The organism is Aureliella helgolandensis, from assembly GCF_007752135.1.
In the GTDB taxonomy this organism is placed as follows: Bacteria; Planctomycetota; Planctomycetia; order Pirellulales; family Pirellulaceae; genus Aureliella; species Aureliella helgolandensis.
Map to the genome: position 1 here is coordinate 4,556,801 of NZ_CP036298.1, position 26,208 is coordinate 4,583,008.

A 26,208-nucleotide genomic window follows, 5' to 3' on the forward strand; every position below is an offset into this window, starting at 1 on the left:
ATGATAGGGCGTTCTAGCAAGCGAGGCAACGCTGCATTGGTGTTCAGGGGATGCTCGTTGATAGAACGATTTCGATACGCTGCGAGTCCGCTCAGTGCAACGAGCACGAGGGGCGGTCATTGCGTTCCCCAAGAGGAAACGGCTTTCCCTGGAGCACTGATTTCTGTAAAAGAAGCAACGCGACTTGAAACGTGAATCACTGCAGTCATGGATGTCGATAAAAAACTGCTATGGATGGCCAACGCAAGGAGCTATGCGGAGAGCCTCCCCTACTGAAAAACGTACCGCAAGATCCGAAACTAGCGAATCAAGAGGCTGCGTTCGCAGAACGTTAAATCAATGCCTTTGAACAGCAAGCCCCCGTTTTCTCGCCTGACCTCTACGATGTTCCAGCAAGACTGGAATCAACGGAATGTCGGCGGTGTGGTGATTGGCGACATGCCCAATTGGATGGACGACAACATGCCTTCCGGTGGATCCAAAGACAGGCGTTATGGACCTGTAGCCGCGCATTTCAAGATGCGAGTCACATCTGTGCCTTGTAATCTGGCCCTCCGAACCCCAGAGCAGTAGCGTCTGCAGTATCCTTCAAGTATTAATCGCAGGGGTGTCCCACACTTCCCCATCAGCTTCTCCAACGTTTGCTTCGCGTGAGTGTTTGAAGATTTCCGATAAAAACCTGGGAAAGGTGAAGTCCGCCGACGCACTGGAGGCTCGCCGCAAAATCTGGATTCACTCCGCTCCTTCCATTACCGGGGAAGCCGAAGCTGCCCCCTGTGCAACTAAATCTAGCTAGGAATATTGAGATGCCGCTACACGACAAAAACTCCAATCGTGACCAGCTTGCCGATGACATTTATGGTTCAGACGACCTTGCAGGCAGTACGCCCAAATTCCAATTTCCCAATGCGGAGCTCGACTCACGCCATGTCTACGCACTGGTACACGACGAGCTGATGTTGGACGGAAACTCGCGTCAAAACCTTGCTACCTTCTGTCAGACCTGGGCTGAGCCAGAAGTGCATAAGTTGATGGACGAGTGCATGGACAAGAACATGATCGATAAGGACGAATATCCGCAAACGGCAGAAATTGAATCGCGTTGCGTGAACATGTTAGCGGATCTTTGGAATTCACCTGAGGCTGCCAACACCATCGGCTGCTCTACAACGGGATCAAGCGAAGCAGCCATGTTGGGCGGAATGGCGATGAAGCGAGCGTGGGAAGCCAAGCGGAAGGCCGCGGGGCTTCCCTACGACAAACCCAATTTGATCACCGGGCCAGTCCAAGTCTGTTGGCACAAATTTGCGAGGTACTGGGATATCGAACTTCGCGAAGTTCCGATGGAGCACGACCGTTTGATCATGACCCCCGAGGAAGTTCTCAAGCGTTGCGACGAGAACACTATTGGAGTTGTGCCCACGCTAGGCGTTACCTTTACTTGCCAGTACGAGCCCGTCAAGGAAATATCCGATGCGCTCGACCAACTGCAGAAGACTAGCGGACTTGATATTCGCATGCACGTCGATGGCGCCAGTGGCGGATTCCTTGCTCCATTTTGTGCTCCCGACCTCGTGTGGGATTTTCGCTTACCACGCGTCAAATCGATCAATACTTCGGGGCATAAGTTTGGTTTGGCTCCCCTGGGGGTTGGATGGATCATTTGGCGTGAGGAAGCAGACTTGCCGGAAGAAGAGATCTTCTGGGTAAACTATTTGGGCGGCAACATGCGTGACATTGCCCTCAACTTTTCTCGCCCCGGTGGGCAGGTTGTTTGCCAATACTACAACTTCTTACGACTCGGATTCAATGGCTATCGCCGCATCCACGGTGCGTGTTACGATACCGCCAAGTTTATTTCCGCTGAGATTGAAAAGCTCGGATTGTTCGACGTTCTTTACGATGGTGATCGTGCGACTGGCATCCCGGCTCTTTGTTGGAAGATGAAGAAGGGGATCGATCCTGGATTCAATCTTTACGAGCTGGCTGACCGGCTTCGAACGCGTGGCTGGCAGGTACCGGCCTACTCGCTTCCCTCCAACTGCCAAGACACCGTCATCCAGCGTATACTGGTACGACATGGAGTTAGCCGAGATTTGGGCTCCCTGCTCGTCGAAGATATCGATCGCGCAATTGCCCACTTGAAGAAACACCCACACCAGACTGCCATCACAGCAGACGACGCCTCAGGGTTTCACCATTGACACCAACGGTTCGCACGCCTCGCCACTTGCGCAAGTCGCTCGGTTCCCACCGGCTTGGAACCGTGCTCTCGCCGTTGTGGAAGCCAGAAAATCTGAATTGGTGGATCGGTTGTATCTTTGCGATCGGATCCCTGCTGTTTGCCGTGGCTAGCCTACTGACTCTGCTACCAGCTCTGGCAGCAGCTTGCTCGTTGCAACCCTATATCAATGCGATTTTCTTCTCAGGCTCGATTCCGTTTACCCTCGCTGCTTGGCTGCAACTCTACCAAGCTGCCAACGCACATCCTCAAGTTGGCACAACGCGAAAATGGTTCGGTTGGCGTCCGCAGGACGTGGGGTGGCGGAGTTGTGCATTGCAGTTTGCTGGCACGCTCCTCTTCAATATCAATACTTACGATGCGATGCTACCATCACTCAGTTGGATGCAACAGGATCTGGCGGTTTGGACGCCCGATGTGATAGGTTCCATTCTGTTTTTGAGCTCAGGCTACCTAGCATTCGTTGAAGTCAACCAAGGGCAGAGCTGGTTTCAGCCACGACAGTTGTCTTGGTGGGTGGTGTTCGCCAATTTACTCGGATGCATCGGTTTCATGATTTCAGCCGTCTACGCTATTGCCTTGCCCGAAGCGCACGAAGCTTGGAGTACCATCTCCATCGGACTCACGTTGGTCGGAGCAATATTCTTCTTGCTCGGGTCACTGCTAATGCTAGAGGAAGCAATCAAGTCCGAACTACCGAGTGAACGCGAATTGGGGCGTCTGCCAGAGACCGCTGAACTTTGACCGAACCAGACTGGCATCCCAGGCCCAGCTTACGTGCCCCAGCCCCTAGGGCTATCCATTTCTAACAGCAAAGCGAATCCATGACATTCAAAGCGTTATTGATCGAGAAGAAGGGCCCCACGGAAGTCACCGCATCTGTTCAAGAATTGGCTGAGGATCGCTTGCCGGCAGGAAACGTGACCGTGGCTGTCGAATACACGACCGTCAACTACAAAGACGGCTTGTGCTTGCAGGCCGGCAGTCCCCTGGTGCGTAGTTATCCTCACATTGCTGGAATCGATTTCGCGGGCACTGTGGAGAATTCAGAGGATCCACGCTACCAAACTGGCGATAAAGTCATCCTCACTGGCTGGAAAGTCGGAGAATTGCATTGGGGAGGATTCTCACAGAAGGCGCGCGTGAATGCCGATTGGCTGGTTCCCCTGCCGAAGAATTTGACGACCAAGCAAGCGATGGCCATTGGGACAGCTGGATTTGCTGCCATCCTCGCAGTGCTGACGCTTGAGGACCATGGCCTGAAGCCGGAGCAGGGTGAAGTCCTCGTGACGGGGGCTTCCGGCGGAGTCGGTTCCATCGCGACTGCCATTCTCGGAAAGTTGGGGTATCAGGTTGCTGCGGTTACGGGCCGCCCCGAGACATCCGACTATCTGCTCTCATTAGGAGCAACCCGGATCATCGCTCGCAACGAAATTGGCTCGGTGTCGCGAAAGCCACTCGAATCCGAAGTTTGGGCTGGCTGCGTTGATGCCGTCGGTGGTGAGATGTTGGCACGTGTTCTAGGCCAGCTGAAGTACGGTGCCTCGGTAGCCGCGGTCGGACTAGCCGGCGGTGTTGCGCTCCCGGCCAGCATGCTGCCCTTCTTACTTCGTGGTGTCAATTTACTGGGCATCGATAGCGTCTTGTATCCAGCGGAAAAACGCGTACGAGCCTGGCAACGCATCTCCGAAGACCTGCCCTTAGAAAAGCTCGATGCGATGATGCAGATGGCGACGCTGGCCGACGTTCCGCTCCTGTGCCACCAAATTATTCAAGGGCAGGTGCAGGGCCGCGTCGTTGTGGATGTTAACACCTAATTCCCAATTCCAACTAGGCTCGTAATGCAACAGTCCCTCTGCACTTGCGCGCAAACCTGCAGCCGATTCAGCAAGTTTTTCACAGGCGCGTAGTTTAAGCAGCAATCTTCTCGCAATTCTAATTGGAAGCCAGAGACACAATCTGATGCCGGAAAACACGCCCCAGATGCCACTCGTACAGTTGCAGCCCAGTGATGCGCACAATCTCGAGTTGGAAGCAAACGTACATCCGCGTACTTGGTCCAATCCAACGCCATTGCATCCGTACCACTTAGTCGTAATTGGAGCCGGCACGGCGGGCCTAGTGACTGCTGCTGGCGCTGCGGGGCTGGGAGCACGGGTTGCCTTGATCGAACGCGAGTTGATGGGCGGGGACTGTTTGAACGTAGGATGTGTTCCTTCCAAAGGCATCATCAGCGCCGCCCGCGTGGCTGCAACGGTGCGCGATGCGAAGAAATTCGGAGTGCATGTTCCCGATGGAACACGCGTCGACTTTGGAGAGACGATGTCGCGCATGCGACGTTTGCGCGCGCAGATCAGTCCCGCTGATTCCGCACAGCGTTTCTCCGACTTAGGTGTCGACGTCTTTTTTGGAACGGGAAAATTCACCAACAATTCAACGATTACCGTTTCCAACTCGGACGGCTCGACCAGGGAACTGAAATTCAAGAAGGCTGTCATCGCTGCTGGCGCACGCGCCGCAGCGCCATCGATTCCAGGACTCGAGACAGTCCACTACCTAACTAATGAAAACCTATTTTCGCTAACCGATCTCCCCAAGAGGTTGGGAATCATTGGATCTGGGCCGGTGGGTGCCGAAATGGCGCAAACATTCGCGCGCTTCGGCAGCGAAGTTTACCTTTTTGAACGCTCTGGTCAGATCCTTTCCCGCGAAGACTCCGATGCAGCCACGATCGTGCAAGAAAGTCTTTCACGCGATGGCGTTCATTTGATTCTCAATAGTTCGGACCTAGCCGTTCACTCCACCGAAAATGATGAAATTCAAATTGTGGGGCAGCAAGCTGGCGTTCCCTACGACCTCCAAGTCGACCAATTGCTGATCGCCGTGGGGCGCGCTCCTAACACCGATGGACTTAATCTGGAAGCGGTCAATGTTCGCTACGATGGACGGGGAATCGAAGTGAACGACTATCTGCAGACAACCAACCCGCGAATCTACGCTGCTGGCGACATTTGCTCGAAGTACAAATTCACGCATGCTGCCGACTTCCAAGCTCGCATCGTGATTCAGAACTCCCTGTTCGCGGTCGGTCCCTTCGGAAAGAAGAAGGCGAGTGAGCTAGTGATCCCTTGGGCCACTTACACATCACCAGAAATCTCCCATGTCGGTTTATATCCGCACGAAGCGAAACAAGCTGGTATCGAAATCGACACCTACACTCAGCCTCTGGAACATATCGATCGGGCAATACTGGACGGTGAACAGGAAGGATTCGTTAAGGTCCATACCAAGCGGGGAGCCGACAAAATTGTGGGTGCCACCATTGTCGCTGAAAACGCGGGCGACATGATTTCCGAGATCAGCGTGGCGATGTGCAACGGTGTCGGGCTATCGAAAATCGGTGCTACGATCCATCCCTACCCAACTCAAGCCGAAGCGATTCGTAAGTTGGGCGACCAGTTTATTACAACGAAATTGACACCGCTCAGTGCCAAGCTATTAAAAGCGCTGATGCGTTGGAATGTTGGCAGCTAGACTTAGCTGGTCTCTCGAAAGATTTGCGGGCGGCCCTCCGTGGCAGCGGTAGCCTTGTTTCGGGCTCTCGCAGAAGACCGTTGGTTGAGATCGCCATGAGTCCGAACGAATCCGTCGGGCGATTATCGGCACGCACTGGCACTCGCCTCATGGTTGGGCGCAAGCGGCGCAGTGGGCATCGGCCCAGTGCAGAATTCCTGGCCCCAGCTAGTCGATTCCTCCTCTGCAAGCAAAGCCTATTTTCTGAGAAACGCTGGATGAGTGCAGATGGCGACAATGGCTTCGTGCAACGAAAAATCGCTTTCCTCAATTTGGCGATAGACATCGTTGATAAATACTTCTTCTTGAAGACCTGCGTCGCGTCCTGTGGAATACGAAATCAGCTTGGACACGATGTTTTTCAGCACCAGCTCCTTGTCTGCCAGGAGAATACTCTTAACTGCTGGCAAGGAATTGACCGGACGACCATCCCAGAGACTCGCCGTCGTATCGATGGGCATCCGGCTGGTTTTCAAGGTCTCCCCATTATCTGAGTTCGCCAAAACTTCAACATGCGTGTACTCATCGCGCCATCTTCCCAAAGAATCATAGTGTTCCAAGGCCAGCCCGAGTGGATCGATCTTCCTATGGCAGCGATTGCATGTTTCCACGTTCTGGTGTTGCGCCATGATTTCCTTCATGGTTTTTGCGCCTCGGATATCGGGCTCTTCGATCTTCAAATCCGCAGGAGGTTCTAGTTTTTCCCCATAGAGATTCTTCAAGATCCAAACTCCACGCAAAATGGGAGATGTACTGAAGCTGCCCGAGGTCAGCTTCAGTATTCCTGCCTGGCCAATCAAACCACCTCGCTGGCTATCACTAGCGAAATTCTGAGGGCGGAACTCCCTGCCGCTAACGGGCGGGTAGTCGTAGAACTCGGCGGTCAAATCATTTACCATCGCAAAATCGGAATCGATAAAATTCACCATGCTCAGCTTCTTCAGAAGGATTTCTCGAAACAGCGCGTTGGCTTCCCCCGAGAGTGCATCGATGTGTAGCGTGGTAACGTTGGTGAACAGACGATGGTCGGGTGCAACATCATCGATCCGATCGGTCTGCAGCCATTGCCTGGTAAAGTCTTCGCAAAAACGGAAGACTTTAGGGCTAGCTAACATCCGAACGAGTTGTGCCTGCAGCAACTCTTTCGACTGCAGCTCGCCCGAATCAGCTGCCCGCAACAACTCTTCATCTGGGCCTGAGTTCCATAGGAAATAGGCTAACCGAGCGGCAAACGCTCTGTCATCGAGAGTGCTCGGCTCGTGCTTGTAAAGAAAGTACGGGGAACTCAAGATTGCGGTGACCATTCGACGAGCGGCCATGCGATAAGTACCTCCCGCATCCAACGTGCGCTGCCCAAGATCGGTGATTGCGTCGAGATCTTTCTGTGGAAGCGGACGGTGGATAAACAGAGTGGCCAAATGCTGGGCGAGCTCAGCAGGGTCTTCCGACTCACTCAACAAGATGCGTCGTTCCGCAACAGTCGGCCACTCATCATAAATCGGTCCGGTGATTTTCACTCTATTGAAAATGAGCTTCGGCCCCGCATACTTTCGGTGCTTTTCAGCCCCCTCGCCAATATTCCAAGTAGCTGCACTATCGAAGGTAAAGGAGATCTCGGTACCAGGTAGCAAGGTGAGATCCAGAGAAAGAGAGCTCGCTTGGTTCGGCAGCACGAACCTTTGGATCTTTTTTAGGTTGGTAGGATAGCGTGGATCCCCCGAGTTGACGCCGATCGTCTGATCCAGTTCCGAGTTGACGATAGTCACATCGGCTTCGAACCGATACCTTCCGAACTCAGGAATCTCAAACAACTCCTCCGAATCGCCACTCGTGGAAAAATGGAGATTGCTGCGCCACGGGTAATTGGTGGTCAGGACGTGCGAATCCTTGGTTTGGTAGTCTCCGCGCGAACTGCCGCGAAAATTCTCGATTTCAAAATCCCAGCCGCGCACGAGCGGTTTTTCATCGAGGATCAATTGATTCGCAACGAACCGTGCCGTCTTCAAATAGGCCTGCACTTGATAGGGTGACATCAAAAGCGATTCGCCAGCCTTATTGAACCGTTCACCGCTAGGATCATCGGGCAGGAACTCCGTCAACTCAAAGTTGGTGTCCAAGAGATCATTAATGGTGTTGGTGTACTCCTCACGCGTTAGCCGCTTGAGCAGGCTAGGGGGTGCCACTTCACGCAGCCTTCGTTTCAAGCCTTGTACCATAGTCCGACGCAGGTCGTCGGCTGGCTGTGGCTCTTTGGCTGGTGGCATCTCCCGCTCATCAAGCACGCCAATGAGCGTCTCCAAGAACTCACGGTTGGCGAGACGAGATTCGCTGAGTGGATCGAGACGAACCTCTCCCTCCGGTTGGTCAACTCCGTGACATGCCACGCAGTACTGCGCAAAGAACGGGGCTTCAAAAGACTCAGCGAAGACCTCACCTGGCAACAAGCAGAGGACGATAGCGTACGCAATATATCTCATGGAATCACAAATCATTGGAGCACCGACATTCATGAAGGTGCACAGCGGACACGAAAAAACTTAAGTCAACGACACCGTTGATTCACTTTCCCCGAACACATCCTCTTCGATCCCCAGGTCCTGCAGTATCGACAAATAGACGTCGCAGATGGGGCGATTCTTTCGCACTTCGTGCTGAAATTGCTTGACCGAACCATTGAAATAAAGCGCCGGCAGGTCGTCGAAAGTGTGTGCACTGGCATTGCCCATCGATGCCGTGACCAAAGTGGAAGTCTCCTCGAACAGGTTGCGCCCCGCCGACATCGACTTGCTCTTCATGTTTGCTAAAGTGCTTCCGATCTTGCCTAGAATCATGTTCTCCATGACCAGCAGCTTGTCGATTTTGGATTGCTTCTTGCCATGGTGGGAGAAGTCGTGATAGCTACCAACAATATTGTCTTGCGAAAAGCTCTCCCAAAACGGAATCTGCAGTGTGACCACTCGAGTCGAATCGGTTTCGAAAGCCAACAACGATAGATCCAGCATTACCTGCAAATAGTCTTCGACGCTGCGATTGGAGTACTGCGGAAGCTCATAGTCCGTATGCGGCTTGTCCGAATCACTCCAGAACACCCGCTTGCGAACCGACTTCTCCACTTCTCGAACTGATGTGAAGTAGTCATCAACTTTCTCACGATCCCGATGAGACAGATCTTTGGACATCGATTTAGCATGCTCGTACGCCATATCGAGAATGCTCTTCTCTTCCGCCAGAATCTGCTTCTGCTGGGCGTGATTCTCGTCCACCCCGAAGAGCAAGTTAAAAATTCGCTCCGGAGAATCCATTTGGTAGACAGGCAAGCCGTGCCGGTCCCAGCAGACTTGGGAGAAGTTCAGGTTCTGCCCCGCTTGCAGAGCCAAGGATTGAAAGCGAGTCTCGCCGCCTAAGAGCTCAGCAGCCTGTTGATCGAACGAAATGCGATTCTTGCGTTGCAGCTTGTTAAAATAGCCAGACAGGACGCCGACGCAGGGCGTATGGCCATTGCCCAGCTGCACTCCTGGATTGTCCATGCCGCTGAAGATCTTCAAGTTCTCTCGATGCGCCTCCAAATTTTTGAGAAGCACAGGGGACTCTTGGTCGGGCAGCAGCGCGGGCTGATAAAACCCCAGGTGGTTGACGACGGTAAACAACCGCTTTACTGGATTTATGGGCTCTTGGCCGAAGCTTTCCAGCTGCGGCAAAAGCAGGGTCAACCCCGCCGCTTTGACAAAAGTTCTTCGTTGCATGTCTTCTCCCAGGCACTTGTGTTGTCTGGTCTATTCTAGCAGACATCTACCACAAGAGTTTTTCCAACGCATTGTCCTCGTCTACAATGCTAGTCGTCGCTTTGGGTGCCCCAACCGACGCGTTCACCGCAGTTGCCAAGGTTTAGAGCCGTTTCAATGCAAAGCTCAAACTACCACTTTCATCAACCAATCTTAACCATACGGCCCATCCTCAACGGCAACACGCCTCCTCTTCTTTCGAGCATACCTTATGAAACACTTTCTCCTTTCCGCTTTGACGGTGGTGGCATGGGCCGCTGGCGTTCATGCAGTCGAGCGGCCCAATGTCGTGTTCATGATGACCGACGATCAGGCACCTTGGGCCATCGGCGTGCACGCTGGCCCAACTCACGCCGACACACCCCATTTGGATGAACTATTTCGATCGGGAGCCTATTTGCCAAATACGTTCACACCGACGCCCGTTTGCAGCCCATCCAGAGCGTCCTTAGCGACGAGTCTGTACGGAAGCGAAGTTGGAATTCACGATTGGATCAATCCTAGAGTTGAACCAGACCTCGGCTTGGAGCCAAATTTGACGACTTGGTATGAATGCCTCCACGATGCTGGGTACTACACCGGAATTATCGGAAAGTGGCACCTCGGTTTACCCGACAAATTCCATCCGACTCACAATGGCTTTGACTACTTCATCGGCCATCGGGGAGGGGGCTGGTCCCCCAACAATCCTACCCTGGAGAAAGACGGCCAGGATAAGAAGTTTCAAGGACTGACCACGGATATTCTGACAGATCACGCCATCGGGTTTTTAGAAGATCGTCCCCGCGACCAGCCGTTCCTACTCGTTCTGCACTTCCGTGCTCCCCACGCAGCCTGGCTGCCAGTCGCACCCGAGGATTGGGCGCCCTTTGAAAACCTTGAAGTCGACTTGCCCGATCCGAATTACCCTGGAATTGACACGATGACGGTCAAAAAGAAAACGCGGGAGTATCTCGCTAGCGTGCGCGGCGTCGACCGCAACGTTGGACGCCTCATGGGCAAGCTCGACGACATGAATCTATCGGATAATACGGTGGTCATTTTCACCTCGGACCACGGCTATAACATGGGGCATAACGGGATTTGGCATAAGGGCAACGGGCACTGGATCTTGATGCCCGATGCACTACCAGCCGCCACGGAAAACATTCCCCAAGGCCAAAGACCGAACATGTACGACACGTCGCTGAAAGTGCCAACTGCAGTGCGCTGGCCCGGCGTCACCCAACCGGGGAGTACTATTACAACGAACATCTCCCACTTGGATTGGTTCCCCACGCTGGTGAGTATTGCTGGTGGTAGCTCGCCTGCATCTCAACCGGTGCGCGGCCGAGATCTATCCCAAGTTCTAGCCGGCCAGACTGAATTGGATTGGGACGAGAACATTTTTTCGCAATATTCCACGCTCCACCAATCTCGCACACACATGCGATCACTCCGCACGCCTCATTGGAAATTGATTCGTGATTTCTTGAACCCCGAACGCGATGAACTGTATGACTTACAGGCAGATCCTGGTGAACATACCAATGTGATCGCAGACGAAAAGAATCAAGCGACTATCGAACGCCTTCACCGAGAATTGATCTCGCGCATGCAAGCAATCCAAGATCCCGTCTTGGAGATGGTTGAGCATTGACGAATGCCTAAGCTGCGGGTGTTCTAATCTGGACTGGTAAGGCCCCTAGTTGCTCAACAAAGTGTCATTGGGTTCCTGTCCATCAGATGGCTAAATTGAGAGCGTTTTTTGGGTTTCACGCGATGATAGCATCCTAACGACTCGGTAGCCGAAAACACCTATCCTTGCTCACCGGGCTGTCGATTTAATAGCAATTTGAATTTTACCGCGGCGGTAGCGTCCCTAATTACCTTGTAGCAGCAACCACCTTTCCTTGCTCACGCGGCGGGTTACGATTTCAACAACTCGTCTCGCAGCGGAGTACGATTCGGGACGCGCTCGGTCTGTTTGGGACCAGTACCAATAGCAACATTGGCCCCTGTTCGACGCTTTCTAGCTTGGGAAAACGTAACCGTTCACGGTTGTCTGCAACTTAAGCTCAAACCTGAAGCACTTGATGAAGCTGCCCGGTGGATGAGGAAGGGCGCGAACGACCGACTAAATGCTTCGCAGCGGTGAGCTTGCTTAGTACTACTCCGCGCGGTTGAGTTTGGTTGGGGGCGAGTCGGGTGCAGCAGAGAATGTTGTTGGCAGGAAAATGTTGGCAGGAAAATAGCCAGAGCAATTCATCTTCCTGCCCCCATCTTCCTGTCAAAACGTCCGCCTGGATGCTTCGAAACCGTTCGCCGTTGTCAGCGACCTACACTCCAACCTGAAGCAATGGTTGAAATTGTAAGTGGATAAGGAAGGTCGTGAACGGTTACGGGAAAACTAGCTTGGCATACGCGAGGTTCCGCTATCGCGCGGCCCGCTCCACACTTGCCTGCCTGACTCTAGTGTGGTGAGTCGCCACGGAGTGACGAGAAATTCTTTGGGTCTGGGTGTGCTGGAAGCGTGGACTTCCACTGCGAGAGCTTTTCAATCAGCTGAGCGACAATCTCCGGATGCGACTCCTTCACGTCCTGCTCTTCGTACACGTCGGCAACAATGTCATACAGTTCCACATAGTCAGCCGTTTCGTCGCTGAGCAGCTTCCAATTTTGATCGACAATGCAGTAGTCGACCCAATGAAAGGAATCGGCTTGCCCGGGCTTTCCGCCACCTCGCATCTTCCAGAACAGAGGCTTGCCTCTTCCTTGGCTGGTTCCGCCTTGAAGTTGCTTGAGCTGGCTGATTCCGTCAGGCTTATACTGCTCAGGCAACTTCGCGCCGGCGACTTCGCAAAAAGTAGGAAGCAAATCGACCGCTGAGATCATCAGTCGACGATCGACTTTGCCTTTTGCAATCTTCCCAGGCCAGCGGGCGATGAAGGGCACGTTGATCCCGCCCTCGAACAGCGACGCCTTAAAGCCCTTCCGTCCTGCGGTAATGCCTTTCGAAGCAGCGATGCCAAACCCTGCTCCGGTAGCGGTGTCATAGCTCAACTCAAGCGGCCTAGCGTCCTTCGCGCGGGCTGGTCCATTATCGGAACTGAAGATCACCAGCGTATTCTCTGCAAGGTCTAGTCGGTCTAGAGCATCCAAGACTTCCCCGATCCGCTCGTCGGCGTGTGACAGTACCGATGCGTAGATTTCGTCAGCTTCCTGCAATCCACTTTCCCGAAACCGCCATCGGTACTTTGGGACCACATGGAAGGGAGTGTGCGGTTCATGAATCCACAGATTGACGAAGAATGGCTTTCCCGCCTGCCCGCTACGCTCGATAAACTCGATCGCGTTCTCGGCATCTTCGTGGACGGGCATCTGCTCTCCAGAGCAATTGAACGCACCGTAGGCATCGTATCCATACTCACCAGGTGCTGGCGAGTCCGGGATCATATCGTTCGCCAAATGCCACTTACCGAAATGAGCGGTTGCGTAGCCCGCTTGCTGCAGCAGTCGCGGCAGGGTGGTGGAATCGGTATCCAGCCAATCCGGCATGTTACGTTTCGCGTTGCTGGGCACCCAAGCAAAATGCCCGTCGATGTTGTATCGCGCCGGAAACTGCCCCGTCATGACCGCTGTACGACTGGGAGAACAGACACCACTGGCAACGGTAAACCGATGAAAGTCAGTTCCTTCGCGAGCCAAGCGATCGATGTTGGGTGTCTTGACATAGGGATGCCCGTGACAGCCGAGGTCCCCCCAGCCCCAATCGTCAGCAAAAATGAACAGGATGTTGGGACGGGGAGTGTCAGCGGCTGCAACCGAAGTAAGCAAGCTCACAAGCGCCAATGCAATAAAAGCAGTTGATTTCATGTTTAAGAGTACCCGTTTAAAGGTAAGAAATAGAGATCTGGAAATTGCATACTCGCCAACCTGCGTGCCGCTCGGGTAGACGGAACAATCCAACACAGCCGGAACAGCAAATGACGCGGAAAAGACCAGTTCAGAAATGTCCATTGGAGGATGCGATGGATTCGAGCCCAATCTTCGTGCACCGCCTGGAAAGCAAGCGTGACCGTGTCGAGCACCGGTTTGGACTCTTTGCCTGTAGTAGCTTTGATCCTGATTTCGAATTGAAATCCGTAGCCCTCCGGCAATTCGGAGAGCTTTAGTAGAGCGGGACTCTTCGCCACCTGCTTGGAAAATCCTGGCATGTAGTCGTAGTGCTCTTTGGCGGATTGCCACTCAGTCCACTCCTCGATTTTGGCATCGTTGTCCGCGCCAACTCCCACACGCGTTTTAACACTCTCAACCCAAGGTCCCGGACTCACGAAATCCATTTGCGGTTGCGTTGCCAAATAGAATTGGCTCTCGGCAAATATGATGTCAGGATCAGGCTGCCCTTGACCGATATTTCCACACCATTTGAACGGTTCATCGATGCTCTGGGAGGTAAACCAGCCAACGCTCATACTCTTCCTTTCTGCTGGAACGAAGTCAAAAAACAGGTAGTACTGTCCGGCAATCGAGATGGCCGCCCAATCCCCGTAGGCGTTCTGTTCGGGTTCATGAATCTCGTGTCCGGCAACATTCGTATTGAACCGGTCTCGGTTTTCTTTCACCCTACCTGGGCAAAGAGCAGGAGGGAAAACAGCAGAATTTTCATTTAAGGCCCCTTTGAGGACGTGTAGGTTGCAGCCCCGGCTTTGTACATATTCCCGGAACGCGACTCGGTGATACAACGGAGTTTCGCTTATCGGCACTACTGGGTAGGCAGCACCCCGAAGCGGAATGCTTTGGCAACGGCGGCCGGAGCATTTTGAACTTTCAGCTTTTCGTAAATATGAGCCACATGCGTGCAAACCGTCGCATTACTGATGCGGAGTTGATCCGCAATAGATTTCCGTTCACACCCGTCCGCTAACAGACTGAGTACTTCGACTTCTCTTTCGGTGAGCATCTCCAATCGTTCATCGCTGGGTAGCAGCTTCTTGAGTCGCCTCATGATCATTGCTGCCAACTTTGTGTTCAACAATCCACCGCCCGTGTACACGGTGCGAATGCCATCGGTAATCTGGCTGAGCGTCGCCGACTTGAGGAGATATCCCGCCGCGCCACACGATATTGCACGCAGCACATCCTCTTCATGGTCCGATTGGGTAAGCACGATGATCTTGGCCTGATTGCTCTGCGCACGCAGATGCTCAATTGCACTCAATCCGTCCATTCCTGGAAGTCTCAGATCGAGTAAGATAACGTCGGGTTTCACGGAGTCGGCCTGCTCTTGCAGACTATCAAGCGCGCGCTCGGCAGTCCCAAATTGGCTGGCGAGATCAATGTCCAATTCGTCATTAATCGCCGGTGCGATGACTTGCCGATACTCGGCATTGTCCTCCACAAGCATGACACGAATCTTCTTTTGGGACCTAGCGTTCACTTTCTTACCTCCCCAACCTCCGGCGGCGGACTTTCAAGGTTAACGCAACACAGGTTCCGTGATTCGCTTGGCTCTCAACGCGAACCTGGGCAGCTAATAGTCTAGCCCGTCGCGCTAAGGAAGGGGGCACCGCAAGCTCGTCTCCTGTAATTCCGCTGCCATTGTCGCGGATGGTCAACCGAATTTGCTCCCGATCGGCGATCAACTGTGTGTGGAATTCGGTAGCGTCACTGTGACGGCTGATATTCACAAGGCATTCTTGGTAGAAGAACAGTAGATCAGCACGGTCCGTGGGCGTTAGCCGACTCAAATGCTCCTCACCTTCGAACAACATCTCGTGTTGCAGGTCGGCCATAATCCGCTTTGAGGTGCGCAGCATCTCTTCCGTAAGATTTCCATACAGATCCTGGGTCGCTAGAGCACGCGTGCAGGATCGCGCCGCATCGCTCGTCCTATCGGTTAAGTCGCGTAAGCGTTGCAAGATCAACTTCATCTTCTCAGGGGAACCGATCGACGCCCGGGCATGATCCCCCAGCAAGCCTATTGCGTGCAGGTTCCCACCCAACTCATCGTGAAGGTCGGCGGCCAGCCGTTCCCGAATTTCGGTAGCTTGTCGCATCCGTAGCAAGCGTTCCGCCAAAATAGTAAAACCAATGCCCACGGCCAGCAGTACCGTTAACCAAGTCATGACCGTCAATTGCGATTTCTGCTTTGCGTAGAGCCTTTGGAGTGCTGCGGTCACCCTTGGGCGTTCAACTTCTAGCTCGTGCCGCAATGCCAGCTCGTTGAGCCAGGATCGGACGGGCAGGATGCTACCATGGAAATTGCGTCCGTCGGTCAACGCAGAGATTTCACGCTCGGTTTGAAAGTCCGCACTCACGGGTCGCCCCAAAGCAACGTTGATCCCTTGTGAAAACACTTCCATCTCTGCAAAGCCGAACCGTGGACCTGGGCGGTGATTTTCCACACCTACCAGGTACGGATCTTGGACGGTCAATTTTACATAGCGACACTCCGCTTCTGGAGTACGCCGCATCAGGATCGGCCCAGTATCAAAGATGGACTCCTTGCGATAGCTCACTAAGGGAACCGCATCGCTGAAATCCTCGCGCAAGGCGCCTTCGATTACGAACCGATCAGGGATTCCAAAGTCATTGGGAGCAGATTGGGGAATGTTGTCACTCAACTCGATCGAATGCAGGTGGATTTCGTCGACTGTATGACTGGCTCCAAGATCAATTGTGATTGAGGCTTGTTCGATGTCGGTCGCCGCCAGCCAAGCCACACTGTGTTTACTGCTGGAAGCTTCCATCAGGTAAGGCACGAAACCGTCGACGACAAAACGGTCCTGCCACGGCCCGACCGACCGACTTGGAGCCGGAGACAAGGAACGCACCGTTTGTCCCAGCCCTATGCAATCTTGGTGGCGAAAAACCATGATCTCAGCAATTTCGAGTGCATACAATCCATCGAAGGCGCGCTGTGATAAGACCGACGCGTCCAACCGGATCCACGACGCCGTGGTGTTGGGACAATCGATTACGACTGGCGCAATACGGGGCAGCAGCTCGTCTCTCGGACCAAAACTCGCAAGCGTCGCCCCCGTTTCCCTGCCACATCCTGCCACCACTTCGAACGCGACCGGAAAGCACTGGGCATGAACGCCTTGCTTCGAATTGCTGCCGATGGATGGGACCAGCACGATTTGGTCGAACACGACGTTGCCGCCGAAGTCGATACATAGCCATTCGCGATTGTAGGGATCGCCATGCGAGCTGGAGCGTGAGCTGACCGAACCAATGCCCCGGCGCATATTGAAAGCGGCAAGCCTGTCGAGCTGTGCATTGATCTCATCGAGCCGATTCTCTAACTCGGAGATCGTCCAGTCGCTCAGCTTCAGTGACAGCTGCGAGCTACGCGTACCGCTCTCCGCTCCCTCGACGGAGGTAGCAATGGCAATCAGCGTAAATCCGAGAAGGGGAATCCAGTGCGACATAACCACATCTTAGCGGAAGAATAACACCCCTGCCTCATCTATATAGATGATTGATAGGGGCCGGCAAAATGTGTAGCTTACGGTCTCCCGAATGCGTAGCTGCGATGCAGATCGTTCCCTCTGTCCTAGGTTCGGAGAATAATTCTGATGAGAATTGAATGGTTGTTGGCCGTGCTTCTTGCGGCAAGCATTGGCTGTAGCAGCAATGAGAATTTGAGTCGTGTTACCGGCACGATCAAGCTGGACGGGGAGCCGCTCCCAGATGCATTTGTAGTCTTCTCTCCGACGACCGGAGGCACGACATCCTACGGTCGCACCGGCACCGACGGTCGATACGAAATGATGTTTTCCGACAGTGAAAAGGGGGCTTGGATCGGCGAGAACCGCGTTGAGATTAGCACCGGGGACGTCGATCCGACCATGAGCGGGTCGGGTGTGCGCGAGCGGGTTCCAGCCGCCTACAACAAACAATCGACTTTGAAAGTGGAGGTTGTCGCCGGCGGCAATGAACACAACTTCGACCTGAACTCTGAAGAGGGCAGGATCATTCAGCCTCCCACGGAGTAGTGCAACTCCCAGAGAGGCTGGCAAGGGGATCTAGCCAAGGAGAGCTACAGAATCGCATTGGTTTGAGAAGCAGCATTCGCCCGTTGATATAGAGCTGGGTACTTTAGGCAGTCTTGATTGACTGCGCGTTATTTGGGAATTGGGAGCAAGCAAATGTCAAAACTCCATCATCGTCGCGGTTTCACGCTAGTGGAATTGTTGGTCGTGATCGCAATCATCGGCATCCTAGTCGGCTTGCTATTGCCAGCGGTTCAGGCCGCTCGCGAAGCCGCCAGACGCATGCAGTGTAGCAATAACCTTAAGCAGATTGGCTTATCATTTCACAATTACGCCAGCTCACACAAGAAGTTCCCCCCCGGCTTCCTCTTCTTTGATCCACGAATGTCCGGGCGTGGCGACCGCGTGAACCGACAACCAGGCTGGGGTTGGCAAACCATGATTCTGCCCTACGTCGAACAGGGCAACATTTTCAATCAAATCGTATTCGACGGCCGGGGCATGACCGACGCCCCCAACAACGAAATCATCAACCAACCCGTTCCCTTTGCGCTTTGCCCATCATCCGGTGATCCACAGCACATCCAACTGGGGCCAGATACCCTTCCCGTGAATCCAGGTATCGCGTCCAGCAACTACCTGGGTGTTGCTGGCTCATTCGTCGCCAGTGCTTACTACAACCAACCCGCTGGAAGGAAAAATGGCATGACGATCGAGGATCGTTCCATCAAGTTTGGTGACGTGACCGATGGAACCAGCAATACGCTCATCGTTGGCGAAGTTGCCTTCTCAGGAAATGGTAAGAACTTCGGCTCCGGTGGCTTCCTGTGGGATCCCAAATGGTACGGCAGCTTTCAAACCCGAGGAGGATTGGCCCGAGCCGATGGACCGGAATGTGTGATGCGGGCGGGACAATTTCGCATGAATCCACCCTCAGTCGTCAGCGCCAATGTGAAACGCAACAGCTTCAAGAGTAGGCACACCGGAGGAGCGCAATTTGCCTTGGCTGATGGTTCTGTTCACTTCATTTCAGAAAATATTGACCACACGCAAACCGGCTGGGGACCAGTCAACAACGGATCTGTCCCCTGGAGTCAAGTCGGCACCTTCCAGCGGTTGTGTAGTCGAAATGATGGCCAGGTTGCGTCCATCGACCTCTGAGCTTGCATCGTCAGATCCGCAAGAATATACCTCTTGAATCGCATCGTTCAGGGATGTGCAAGCGGACATCCAAGGGACTTCTGCGACGCATGCGATTCCGGTTGGAAATGGTGAATATCATCGCGCCGCTACGTCGTCTGCAGTCGGCACGAAGCCCCCTTGGGACTCGCAATACAGCGAAATGCTTCAGTCCAGACTCTGCAGGTGCCACCAAAATGCTTACATGGCCATCGGCATGACTTCGGTGTCGATTGCGTTGGCCGCCACATTGCGTTTGGCAACATGGCGTTTGGCAACATGGCAACTGGGGGAAATTACCGAATGAATGACTTCGGTAGACTCCCCCATCCTCAACCATACACAACATGAATCGGCATCCTCGCGGAACGAACACCGGAACGGTCCGTTTCCGGCATCCCCCAACCATCTATTCCGCTCACCATCCCCCAACCTATTCGATGCTGTTGAGATATTTCTCGAGCATCGTGTAGCCATCTTCTCCCACTTTGTTTCCGTCGCCCATATCGCTTGGATCAAGTCCATGCAGCGTTTCCCATTGATCTGGGATACCGTCATGGTCGGTATCCTCCGAGGCAGGCATACTGTTGAGTTCCGGCCAGCCGCCGACATCGTTTTGCGAGTCAATGATTCCCGTAAGCTTTGCGGGGTCGGCTACGGTCTTCATGGTTTCATAGACACCTTCATAGGTTGCAGTGCCATCGCGAGCTTCTTGGACGATGCGAGCATCCACGGCATCTCGTTTCGGTAGCGTTGCTCCGGCGTCGCTGAGAACGGAACTGAAGGCATCTTGGGCAGTCTGCTGGTGGATCGGCATGGCGTCCCAGGCTTCAGCCAACTTGACAAAGTTGCCACCGCGTACACCGCTCCAATTGTCGGCCGTGACTTCAGGACTGCCTTCGATGAAGTTTTCGGCGACATACCATTGCCCCTTATCGTCTGCACCACGGGCAGATGGATCCGCAAGCTCCGACCTGCGTGCCGGGTCGGTTGCCGGTCCCGGCTTGTAGTAATTGGCGACCATGTTGATGTTGGACAACTTAGATTGGTCAAAGCCCTTCTGTACTGCTTCCGCTCCATAAGCACTGCGGTAGCCCCAGTTATACACGACGTTATTGCGATAGTCGGTATTACCACAGCCGGAAGCGAAACGCGGGTTACGGCTGGAGTGATGGGCAATCAGGTTGTGGTGGTAGGTACTGTTGTTCGATCCCCAGATGCCTCCAAATCCATGCGTGCTTTTGCTGTGGTTCGAGTTGAACATGCTCTCGGTGATCATGCACCATTGCACGGTGATGTTTTCACAGTGGTAGATTGACATTGTCTCGTCAACACTCCAACTGGCTGACACATGGTCTAGAATCAGATTTTTCACATATCTGGCAGAGATCGCGTCTGCATCTTTGCCAGATTCATCCCCAAATCGGACACGGATATATCGGACGATCACTTCATCGGCGCTGATCATTAGGGGGTACCCCCTCAGGCAGATCCCGTCGCCTGGCGCTGTTTGCCCAGCGATGGTGATGTTCGGGTTCCTGATCCTGATATCACTCTTCAGTTCGATGGTGCCAGAAACTCGGAAGACAACGGTTCGTGGTCCCTCGGCATCCACCGCAGCCCTCAAACTGCCAGCTCCGGAATCGTCCAGGTTCGTCACTTCATAGACTCGGCCGCCTCGGCCTCCCACCGTGTGCTTACCGTATCCTTCCGCAGTCGGGAATGCTAACGGGGCTTGGGCCAAGCTGATAGCAGGGTAGATAAGCAATCCGATCAGGCTCAACGTCCTGCAAACCGCGTAGTGCATGACAGGCTCTCTTTCTTGTAAGGTGAATGAATTCCAAGTGTTCGTGGCTGATGCAGCTGAATATCATCTCGGGCCAGCCAGCTCCCGCTGCTATTCAATCTCCACCACCACGCGTTGATACCTTGTGAGTTGAGGAGTTCCTGTATCCGCCACTTCACAGATCACGTGTAGGGTTTGGCCTGGAACGCAAGCGGTGGGGACAATCAACATCGCGTCCTGTGTCCTGGCATTTTGAATTTCGACGGTATGGTCAACCGTTCCGGCTTCTCGATACTGCCACCATCGATATTCCAAATCGTCTCCATCGGGATCCCACGATAGTCGTGCACTCAGCTTCACGACTTCTCCCGGTTGAACTTTTAGATTCAGCGCGTTGACTAGGCTTACAACAGGCGGATGATTCGCTTCTTCAAAGGACTTGACGCACCAGTCGGCACGCGACGCAAAATCGTTTTGCATCGCAGCGTTCCAACGCCAGATGGGTTTCAAATAGTCCGTCAGCAGTTGGTCGTTGGGAATGTCCTGGCGCAGGCGTTCTCGGCCCCAAGCCGAATTTCCGTACCATCTACCCCCAGGATACTCGTAAGCGGGATCGGCCACAGGATCGAGCCAAGTGTTGTTGTGCACCTTGACGTAGCGTCCCCCCCATCCACCCCAACCAGGCGACTCCATACTCCGCAACCCGGTCGGAATCGTATGCAGGAACGCAGGTGAGTCACCTTCGGATCGAAAGTCCCCCGCCGCGAATCCCTTGTCTCCCTGCTCATGGGCCGGATACAGTGCACACAGCGGCCCGTGGTTCTCCAGGATGTTCGGCTTCATCCAGCCTGCCTCCAGATACGCTTGCTGTTCTGCCGGCAAGTACTTCTTCCAGTGATAGAAAATCGCGATAAACTGGTCGGAAATGATCGTAGGGATGTCATACTTCCCCCACTGAGAACGGATGTAGGTTTGATAGGTCGAATCCTGCTCCCAGATAAAGAAGAAGCGAATTTTGTGAGCAACCTCGGCCATCTTTTCAGGATGCTCTTCCTCAATCGTGCGAAGGGCGCGGGCGATCGTGTTCGTACCGCCCCATGCTTGAATCCAGATGGGACGGTCATCCGATTCATCCAACAGAACCTTCACAATATGTTGCGAGCCTGGAGTTATTATGTCCATCTCGCCTTCTGCCGTCACATTGCCAACGAACGTTCGCGACTGCAAAAATTCTGCGGTCGGATAACGGGAGTCGTGCGTGAGCAAGTTGGGATAAACGGCTGCATAGGCCGTTAAATACGGCTGCACCCAATCGTCACCGGGCCATTTGTGTCCATGCCAGTGGTACTGGGAGCTCGACGTGACAATCCCTTCGATATCCCACTCATTGGCGTACAGCAAGAACCGCACCATGGAACATTGGTCATCAATTTCACCATCGCTGGTGACTAGGACACGGGACTTCTGCAGCAACGCCGTACCGGTCGCCACGTAGAGCTCCGAAACGTCGGGGTTCCAGTCTCCGTCGAGATGCGCGGCAGTGGTGCTATCGGCCTTAAAAATATTCCCCTTGGTGTACTGGCTCGCTTCCTCTTCGGTTAACTGCCGCGTCCATGGCAGGCGTTTGTTTGGTTGGCTTCCAGGACCACGATTGCTGTATTCGGCATAGAAGGCGGTTTGATGATTGTCTCTTCCGCGCCACGGCGACCACCCCGTCGCGACAACGTGTGGGCCAATTTCGCAATTCAAATAGACGACCCGGGCTGCGTTGCCCCATGGTCGGCCCAGCGTCGCTTGGGAAACCTCTTCGTCAGGATGTTTCTTGATGGTGCAGTTCTGGAACACGTAGCCAAACTTATTGACATGTTTGCCTTCTTTCAATTTTTGGCTGTGTGCAGTGATGTGCGAATCACGGCGGTTTACGATCGTGCAATCCTCGAACAACGCGATTCCATCTCCGTAGATAAAATCGGTTGTACCTTCAATAATGCACTCCTGATGGTATGAGCGCAGATTGCGACCGGTGTAGTAGGTATCCTGGAATCCCATGATTCGGCAGCGGTTAAATACCGCTCGATCTGCGTCGACTCGCAAGGCCGCAGCTTGCCCGCCAGCGATCCCAGTTCGACTGTCGATCGTATTCTGAAACGTTAGATTCTGGGCATAGAAGTCGTCGGCCAGAATTCTGGTGCTGGCGTAATCAGAAGTACGGCCGGCGTAGTCGTCAAAGGTTAGAATCGTGTTCTTGTACGACTCGCCTACCAGTGACAGATTCTTTGCTGCCGAGGGAACACGAAGCTTTTCTTTGTAGATTCCAGGCTTGATGAAAATCACCGTCCGCGACGGACTATTTTCCGGCACAGCATCAATCGCATCTTGGACGTTCAGAAAGTCGCCACTTCCATCCATGGCCACCACCAACTGCTCGGCAAATGCAGGGGAGAGCAAGACCAGCCCCTGCAGCGCGACGAACGCGAGTCCCGCAAGCAAGTTCTTTAGGTTGAAGCACAGCATATCCCTTGACCTCATGATTAAGCGGCTAGTGGCTACATTCATAAACGCTCGTCGAGAATCCGCTGGCGTAGCTCGGTGCACTCACCAGCCACTAACGCAGACATCCTCAATCCGATACTCGCATAGCTGCCATGGCAATGCGTTCCCAATCCAATTCCCTGCAGATTGCAGCGAACTCATACCATTCAATGCAAATCCACTGCGGGTGTACAACACACCGTTTGAGCACCGTTCGTTTCGCGTTCGTGGCTAGAATTCCGCACCGAACGCCTATCGACTCGCACTCAAAACCGTGCACCGGTTCACTCAATTGGCTCAAAGATAATTCTGCGATAGCTGGTGAGATTGGGTACACCATCGTCGGTAACTTCACAGATCACGTGAAAGCTTTCGCCAGCTGATTCCGGAGGCACGCTGACCGTCGCTACCTTTGAGTCACTGCCTTTAATATCGACGGTGGAATCAAATGTCCCCGCTGCCGACAACACCCACCACTTAAACCTCAACGTGTCCCCATCGGGGTCCGACGATTTCGATGCATCCAACGTAACTGACGTTCCCTGTTGGGGCTTCTTGGTCAAAATTTTGAGTTCTTGGTTGTCGTCAATTGCAACCAACGGATTTCGATTGCCGGTTCCGGCGTTGGCCCAGTCCATGCGTGCGGCAAAGTTGTTGAAGGTAGCCGGATAGAAGTGAGTTTCTAGCGCGTTGCAGGCAGCCTTGGTTTCGCCCGCGTGGTTCGTATAGCAACGGGTTTCACCGTCTTCGCTTAGGCCCCAGGCCGAATAGCCACCCCAGCCGCCGTGAGTCGGAACGCTGGGATCGTTCATTCCCTTCTGCATGAGATGGAGAAACGCGGGCGTGTCCCCTTCGACACCGTATTTGTATTTCGGATAAACCTTGCCCAAGTTACCGTGCCCCTGGATGTGCGTTTCATATTCAGGCCAATTCTTCCTGCCGGTCCCGTTCTGGAACTTCCAGGCGCATTCGTCCCAAATGAAGAAAAGATCCTTTTCGAACTCGCGGCGCAGCCATTGATGGGCACTGTCCGAGTAGGGAGTTCTTTGCTCGCGATCTTGATCGGTAATCGTATACACGCGGAGTTTATGCAGAAACGTCTTCAGCTCCTCAGCGCTGCGATCTTGCTGTACTCGCCAAACAGCTTGAGCCAGGGTGTTGCCGCCGCCCCAGACCGTGATCCATAGTGGTCGACTGTCATCTTCATCTGCCAATTGAATAATCAACTCGCTACCGGGTGAATCATTACCTTCGCCCACATGTTCCCCACCCCGTTTTTTGCTGCCAAACACGGTGCGACTCCGCAAGTACTCTGGGCTTGGCCAGTAGCCGATGTCTTGGCGTGACTCGTCCTGCATATGTACGGTTTGGCTAGACCTCTTTTGCAAATTTGCCAGATCCTTTTCGTACGCGTTGACCGCCACATGGATCAGGTCCATGAAGTCATCACGCGTTTCATTGAGGCTCCAGCCAGTGGTGAATACGAGTCCCTCAATCTCTAACAAGTCCCCGTGTACCATCAGGCGCACCAGAGACTCGCTATCGTCGGTTTCCCACGTAGAAACGTCGGTCAGTACTACCATTCGCGGCTTGGATTCTTCCGCACGCGATGCATCAACGACGGAAACGGTTAGCAGCAAAATTGTCGCCAGAAAAGCGAATATGCTCCGCATTGGTCTCTCCGAATAGTTCATGGTTACTCAATGTTGAAAAGTACGTGTTGGTAACCAACAAGGGCGGGTGAGCCATTGTCGGTAACCTCAAGGATGAGATGAATTTGCTGACCAGGCTGATTGGGCACGACGAAACTCGCCTGGTCGATGGAATCGCTGGATGAAATCTCCACTTCCGGATCAGCCGAGCCGTTCGTGGATTCTTGCCACCACTGACAACTAAGAGAGTCGCCATCGGGATCCGTCGCTGCACCTTCCAGCTTGATGCGTTCGCCCGGCTTGACCTGACGGGTGGGGGAACCGATCACATCGACCAGCGGCGCATGATTCGCATCGCGGAACTCGTGCACGCACCAGTCCATCCGGGCGGCGAAGTCGTTGTCGAACGATGTGCTCCAACGCCTGACGGTATCCGCTCCATGCGGACTATCGGTCCAGTGGTTACTCCCCGGGCTCACTGGAACAAATCGACCTCCCCATGAGGCTTCACTGGGTGCATCTGGATTGTTTAAGCCGTGCATAGCGCTCACCAATATCAAATAGGATGGTGAATCGCCTTCCTTGATGCCAGGCTTGGTCCCCATGCCCATGGTGGGATAAATCGCACCAAGCACCCCATGCTCGCGCCGCACATTTGCATTCAGCCAAGTCAAATCGGAAGAGCCAAAGATGCCAGTCCAGGTATTCTTAGCTGCGATAACGAACAGCTTGGGAAACGTGTCGAGAAGCCATTGGCCCGAGCCGTCTTGCAGGGTTATTAGATAGACACGAGCCTTGGAGACAAGCAGGTCAGCTTCTGCTGGAGAGTGCGTTTCCTTGATTTCCCAGAGGGCTTGTGCCAAATCACAAGAACCTCCCCATACGCAAAACCACACGGGCCGCGCATCCCGTTCTTCTAAGATCTCAACGATCTTCTCCGAGGCTTCGCTATCCCTGCCTTCGCCAATGATTTGAGCCGCTGGCTTCCCATAGCTACCTGACGCCCCCTGCCATGTAATCGAGCGCAAGTACTCCGCTGTAGGAAAACGAGGGTCATGCTTCTGCAAGTTTCCCTGGACATCCTCGTAGAGATCCAAGATGTCGAGCAAATGCTGCTTGGTGGCGATATTCGCAAAGGTTGCAGAGGATGCAACGAGACCTTCAATCTCAAACTCGTTGGCATACAACAAAAAACGGACCATCGACTGAATATCATCCGGATCGCTGCGTTTTCTCGGCGGACCGGAGCCGATTTGGACATCAAGAGGCGGAAAGTCGGTCAAAATCACCACGCGCCGCACGGCAGCTTCAGCCGCGTGACGCGCTACGTTTGACGACTCCTGAGCCGATAGCTCACCGGCGACAGCGGTGATAAACACAGCAACCACCAGTACCACAAGACCGCTACCTCTTGGCGAAATTTGGGAGAACTTTTCCACTGCGTTTTTGATTCCTCTAGTGAAGCTCGAATCTCGGATATCGA

At 53.7% G+C, this 26,208-nt stretch carries 19 protein-coding genes; 8 read left to right on the top strand and 11 right to left on the bottom strand.

Features of this window, described 5'->3' with window-relative positions:
- Positions 1-345 precede the first annotated feature (345 nt).
- The 5 genes from Q31a_RS30855 to Q31a_RS16100 all read left to right on the top strand — a co-directional run bounded on the left by Q31a_RS30855 (position 346) and on the right by Q31a_RS16100 (position 5,776).
- Positions 346-573 carry a hypothetical protein gene (locus Q31a_RS30855; protein ID WP_145079918.1) on the top strand — a complete coding sequence of 76 codons (228 nt, stop codon included), beginning with the start codon at positions 346-348 and terminating at the stop codon, positions 571-573.
- 233 nt (positions 574-806) lie between these two features.
- Complete coding sequence (locus Q31a_RS16085; protein ID WP_145079920.1) at positions 807-2,204, top strand: glutamate decarboxylase; 1,398 nt, start codon at positions 807-809, stop codon at positions 2,202-2,204.
- Positions 2,201-2,986, top strand: a complete 786-nt coding sequence (locus Q31a_RS16090; RefSeq protein WP_145079922.1) for a hypothetical protein — start codon at positions 2,201-2,203, stop codon at positions 2,984-2,986. The genes Q31a_RS16085 and Q31a_RS16090 overlap by 4 nt, the downstream gene beginning before the upstream one ends.
- 80 nt (positions 2,987-3,066) lie before the next feature.
- Positions 3,067-4,059 (top strand): MDR family oxidoreductase, encoded by a 993-nt coding sequence (locus Q31a_RS16095; RefSeq protein ID WP_145079924.1) that lies wholly within the window; start codon positions 3,067-3,069, stop codon positions 4,057-4,059.
- A gap of 145 nt (positions 4,060-4,204) precedes the next feature.
- Positions 4,205-5,776 (top strand): mercuric reductase, encoded by a 1,572-nt coding sequence (locus Q31a_RS16100; protein ID WP_231690786.1) that lies wholly within the window; start codon positions 4,205-4,207, stop codon positions 5,774-5,776.
- A 236-nt stretch (positions 5,777-6,012) separates the two neighbouring features.
- Here Q31a_RS16100 and Q31a_RS16105 read toward each other — a convergent pair whose 3' ends face one another.
- Positions 6,013-8,292 carry a DUF1592 domain-containing protein gene (locus Q31a_RS16105; protein ID WP_197355322.1) on the bottom strand — a complete coding sequence of 760 codons (2,280 nt, stop codon included), beginning with the start codon at positions 8,290-8,292 and terminating at the stop codon, positions 6,013-6,015.
- Positions 8,293-8,352: 60 nt separating this feature from the next.
- Entirely contained in the window at positions 8,353-9,558 is a 1,206-nt protein-coding gene (locus Q31a_RS16110) for a DUF1552 domain-containing protein (protein ID WP_145079929.1), read from the bottom strand.
- A gap of 250 nt (positions 9,559-9,808) precedes the next feature.
- Here Q31a_RS16110 and Q31a_RS16115 point away from each other — a divergent pair, with 250 nt between their 5' ends.
- Entirely contained in the window at positions 9,809-11,236 is a 1,428-nt protein-coding gene (locus Q31a_RS16115; RefSeq protein WP_145079931.1) for a sulfatase family protein, read from the top strand.
- Positions 11,237-12,048: 812 nt separating this feature from the next.
- On the opposite strand, the gene Q31a_RS16120 is transcribed toward Q31a_RS16115, so the two are convergent.
- The 4 genes from Q31a_RS16120 to Q31a_RS16135 form a co-directional block, all read right to left on the bottom strand.
- On the bottom strand, positions 12,049-13,452 hold the full coding sequence (locus Q31a_RS16120; RefSeq protein ID WP_145079934.1) for a sulfatase family protein: 1,404 nt from the start codon (positions 13,450-13,452) through the stop codon (positions 12,049-12,051).
- A gap of 2 nt (positions 13,453-13,454) precedes the next feature.
- On the bottom strand, positions 13,455-14,201 hold the full coding sequence (locus Q31a_RS16125) for a hypothetical protein (RefSeq protein WP_145079937.1): 747 nt from the start codon (positions 14,199-14,201) through the stop codon (positions 13,455-13,457).
- A gap of 140 nt (positions 14,202-14,341) precedes the next feature.
- Complete coding sequence (locus Q31a_RS16130) at positions 14,342-15,016, bottom strand: response regulator (RefSeq protein WP_231690787.1); 675 nt, start codon at positions 15,014-15,016, stop codon at positions 14,342-14,344.
- Positions 15,017-15,020: 4 nt separating this feature from the next.
- Entirely contained in the window at positions 15,021-17,012 is a 1,992-nt protein-coding gene (locus Q31a_RS16135; protein ID WP_145079940.1) for a sensor histidine kinase, read from the bottom strand.
- A 147-nt stretch (positions 17,013-17,159) separates the two neighbouring features.
- Here Q31a_RS16135 and Q31a_RS16140 point away from each other — a divergent pair, with 147 nt between their 5' ends.
- Entirely contained in the window at positions 17,160-17,579 is a 420-nt protein-coding gene (locus Q31a_RS16140) for a carboxypeptidase regulatory-like domain-containing protein (protein WP_145079943.1), read from the top strand.
- A gap of 153 nt (positions 17,580-17,732) precedes the next feature.
- Entirely contained in the window at positions 17,733-18,737 is a 1,005-nt protein-coding gene (locus Q31a_RS16145; RefSeq protein WP_145087332.1) for a DUF1559 domain-containing protein, read from the top strand.
- Positions 18,738-18,956: 219 nt separating this feature from the next.
- Here the strand turns inward: Q31a_RS16145 and Q31a_RS31150 are convergent, their stop codons facing one another.
- The 5 genes from Q31a_RS31150 to Q31a_RS16165 all read right to left on the bottom strand — a co-directional run bounded on the left by Q31a_RS31150 (position 18,957) and on the right by Q31a_RS16165 (position 26,164).
- Positions 18,957-19,085, bottom strand: coding sequence for a hypothetical protein (locus tag Q31a_RS31150; RefSeq protein ID WP_261342662.1), 129 nt, complete (start codon positions 19,083-19,085; stop codon positions 18,957-18,959).
- Between the two features lie 103 nt (positions 19,086-19,188).
- Positions 19,189-20,562 (bottom strand): pectate lyase family protein, encoded by a 1,374-nt coding sequence (locus Q31a_RS16150; protein WP_145079946.1) that lies wholly within the window; start codon positions 20,560-20,562, stop codon positions 19,189-19,191.
- A gap of 90 nt (positions 20,563-20,652) precedes the next feature.
- Positions 20,653-23,055 (bottom strand): pectinesterase family protein, encoded by a 2,403-nt coding sequence (locus tag Q31a_RS16155; protein ID WP_231690788.1) that lies wholly within the window; start codon positions 23,053-23,055, stop codon positions 20,653-20,655.
- Positions 23,056-23,357: 302 nt separating this feature from the next.
- Complete coding sequence (locus Q31a_RS16160) at positions 23,358-24,746, bottom strand: DUF1593 domain-containing protein (RefSeq protein WP_145079952.1); 1,389 nt, start codon at positions 24,744-24,746, stop codon at positions 23,358-23,360.
- Between the two features lie 23 nt (positions 24,747-24,769).
- Positions 24,770-26,164: a DUF1593 domain-containing protein gene (locus Q31a_RS16165; RefSeq protein WP_145079956.1), complete on the bottom strand. Its 1,395-nt coding sequence runs from the start codon at positions 26,162-26,164 to the stop codon at positions 24,770-24,772.
- Positions 26,165-26,208 lie beyond the last annotated feature (44 nt).

Coding starts and splice junctions, on each gene's coding strand:
- Q31a_RS16085 (WP_145079920.1), top strand. CDS start 807: ATGCCGCTACACGACAAAAACTCCAATCGTGACCAGCTTGCCGATGAC.
- Q31a_RS16095 (WP_145079924.1), top strand. CDS start 3,067: ATGACATTCAAAGCGTTATTGATCGAGAAGAAGGGCCCCACGGAAGTC.
- Q31a_RS16100 (WP_231690786.1), top strand. CDS start 4,205: ATGCCGGAAAACACGCCCCAGATGCCACTCGTACAGTTGCAGCCCAGT.
- Q31a_RS16105 (WP_197355322.1), bottom strand. CDS start 8,292: ATGAGATATATTGCGTACGCTATCGTCCTCTGCTTGTTGCCAGGTGAG.
- Q31a_RS16110 (WP_145079929.1), bottom strand. CDS start 9,558: ATGCAACGAAGAACTTTTGTCAAAGCGGCGGGGTTGACCCTGCTTTTG.
- Q31a_RS16115 (WP_145079931.1), top strand. CDS start 9,809: ATGAAACACTTTCTCCTTTCCGCTTTGACGGTGGTGGCATGGGCCGCT.
- Q31a_RS16120 (WP_145079934.1), bottom strand. CDS start 13,452: ATGAAATCAACTGCTTTTATTGCATTGGCGCTTGTGAGCTTGCTTACT.
- Q31a_RS16135 (WP_145079940.1), bottom strand. CDS start 17,012: ATGTCGCACTGGATTCCCCTTCTCGGATTTACGCTGATTGCCATTGCT.
- Q31a_RS16140 (WP_145079943.1), top strand. CDS start 17,160: ATGAGAATTGAATGGTTGTTGGCCGTGCTTCTTGCGGCAAGCATTGGC.
- Q31a_RS16145 (WP_145087332.1), top strand. CDS start 17,733: ATGTCAAAACTCCATCATCGTCGCGGTTTCACGCTAGTGGAATTGTTG.
- Q31a_RS31150 (WP_261342662.1), bottom strand. CDS start 19,085: ATGGGGGAGTCTACCGAAGTCATTCATTCGGTAATTTCCCCCAGTTGC.
- Q31a_RS16150 (WP_145079946.1), bottom strand. CDS start 20,562: ATGCACTACGCGGTTTGCAGGACGTTGAGCCTGATCGGATTGCTTATC.
- Q31a_RS16155 (WP_231690788.1), bottom strand. CDS start 23,055: ATGCTGTGCTTCAACCTAAAGAACTTGCTTGCGGGACTCGCGTTCGTC.
- Q31a_RS16160 (WP_145079952.1), bottom strand. CDS start 24,746: ATGCGGAGCATATTCGCTTTTCTGGCGACAATTTTGCTGCTAACCGTT.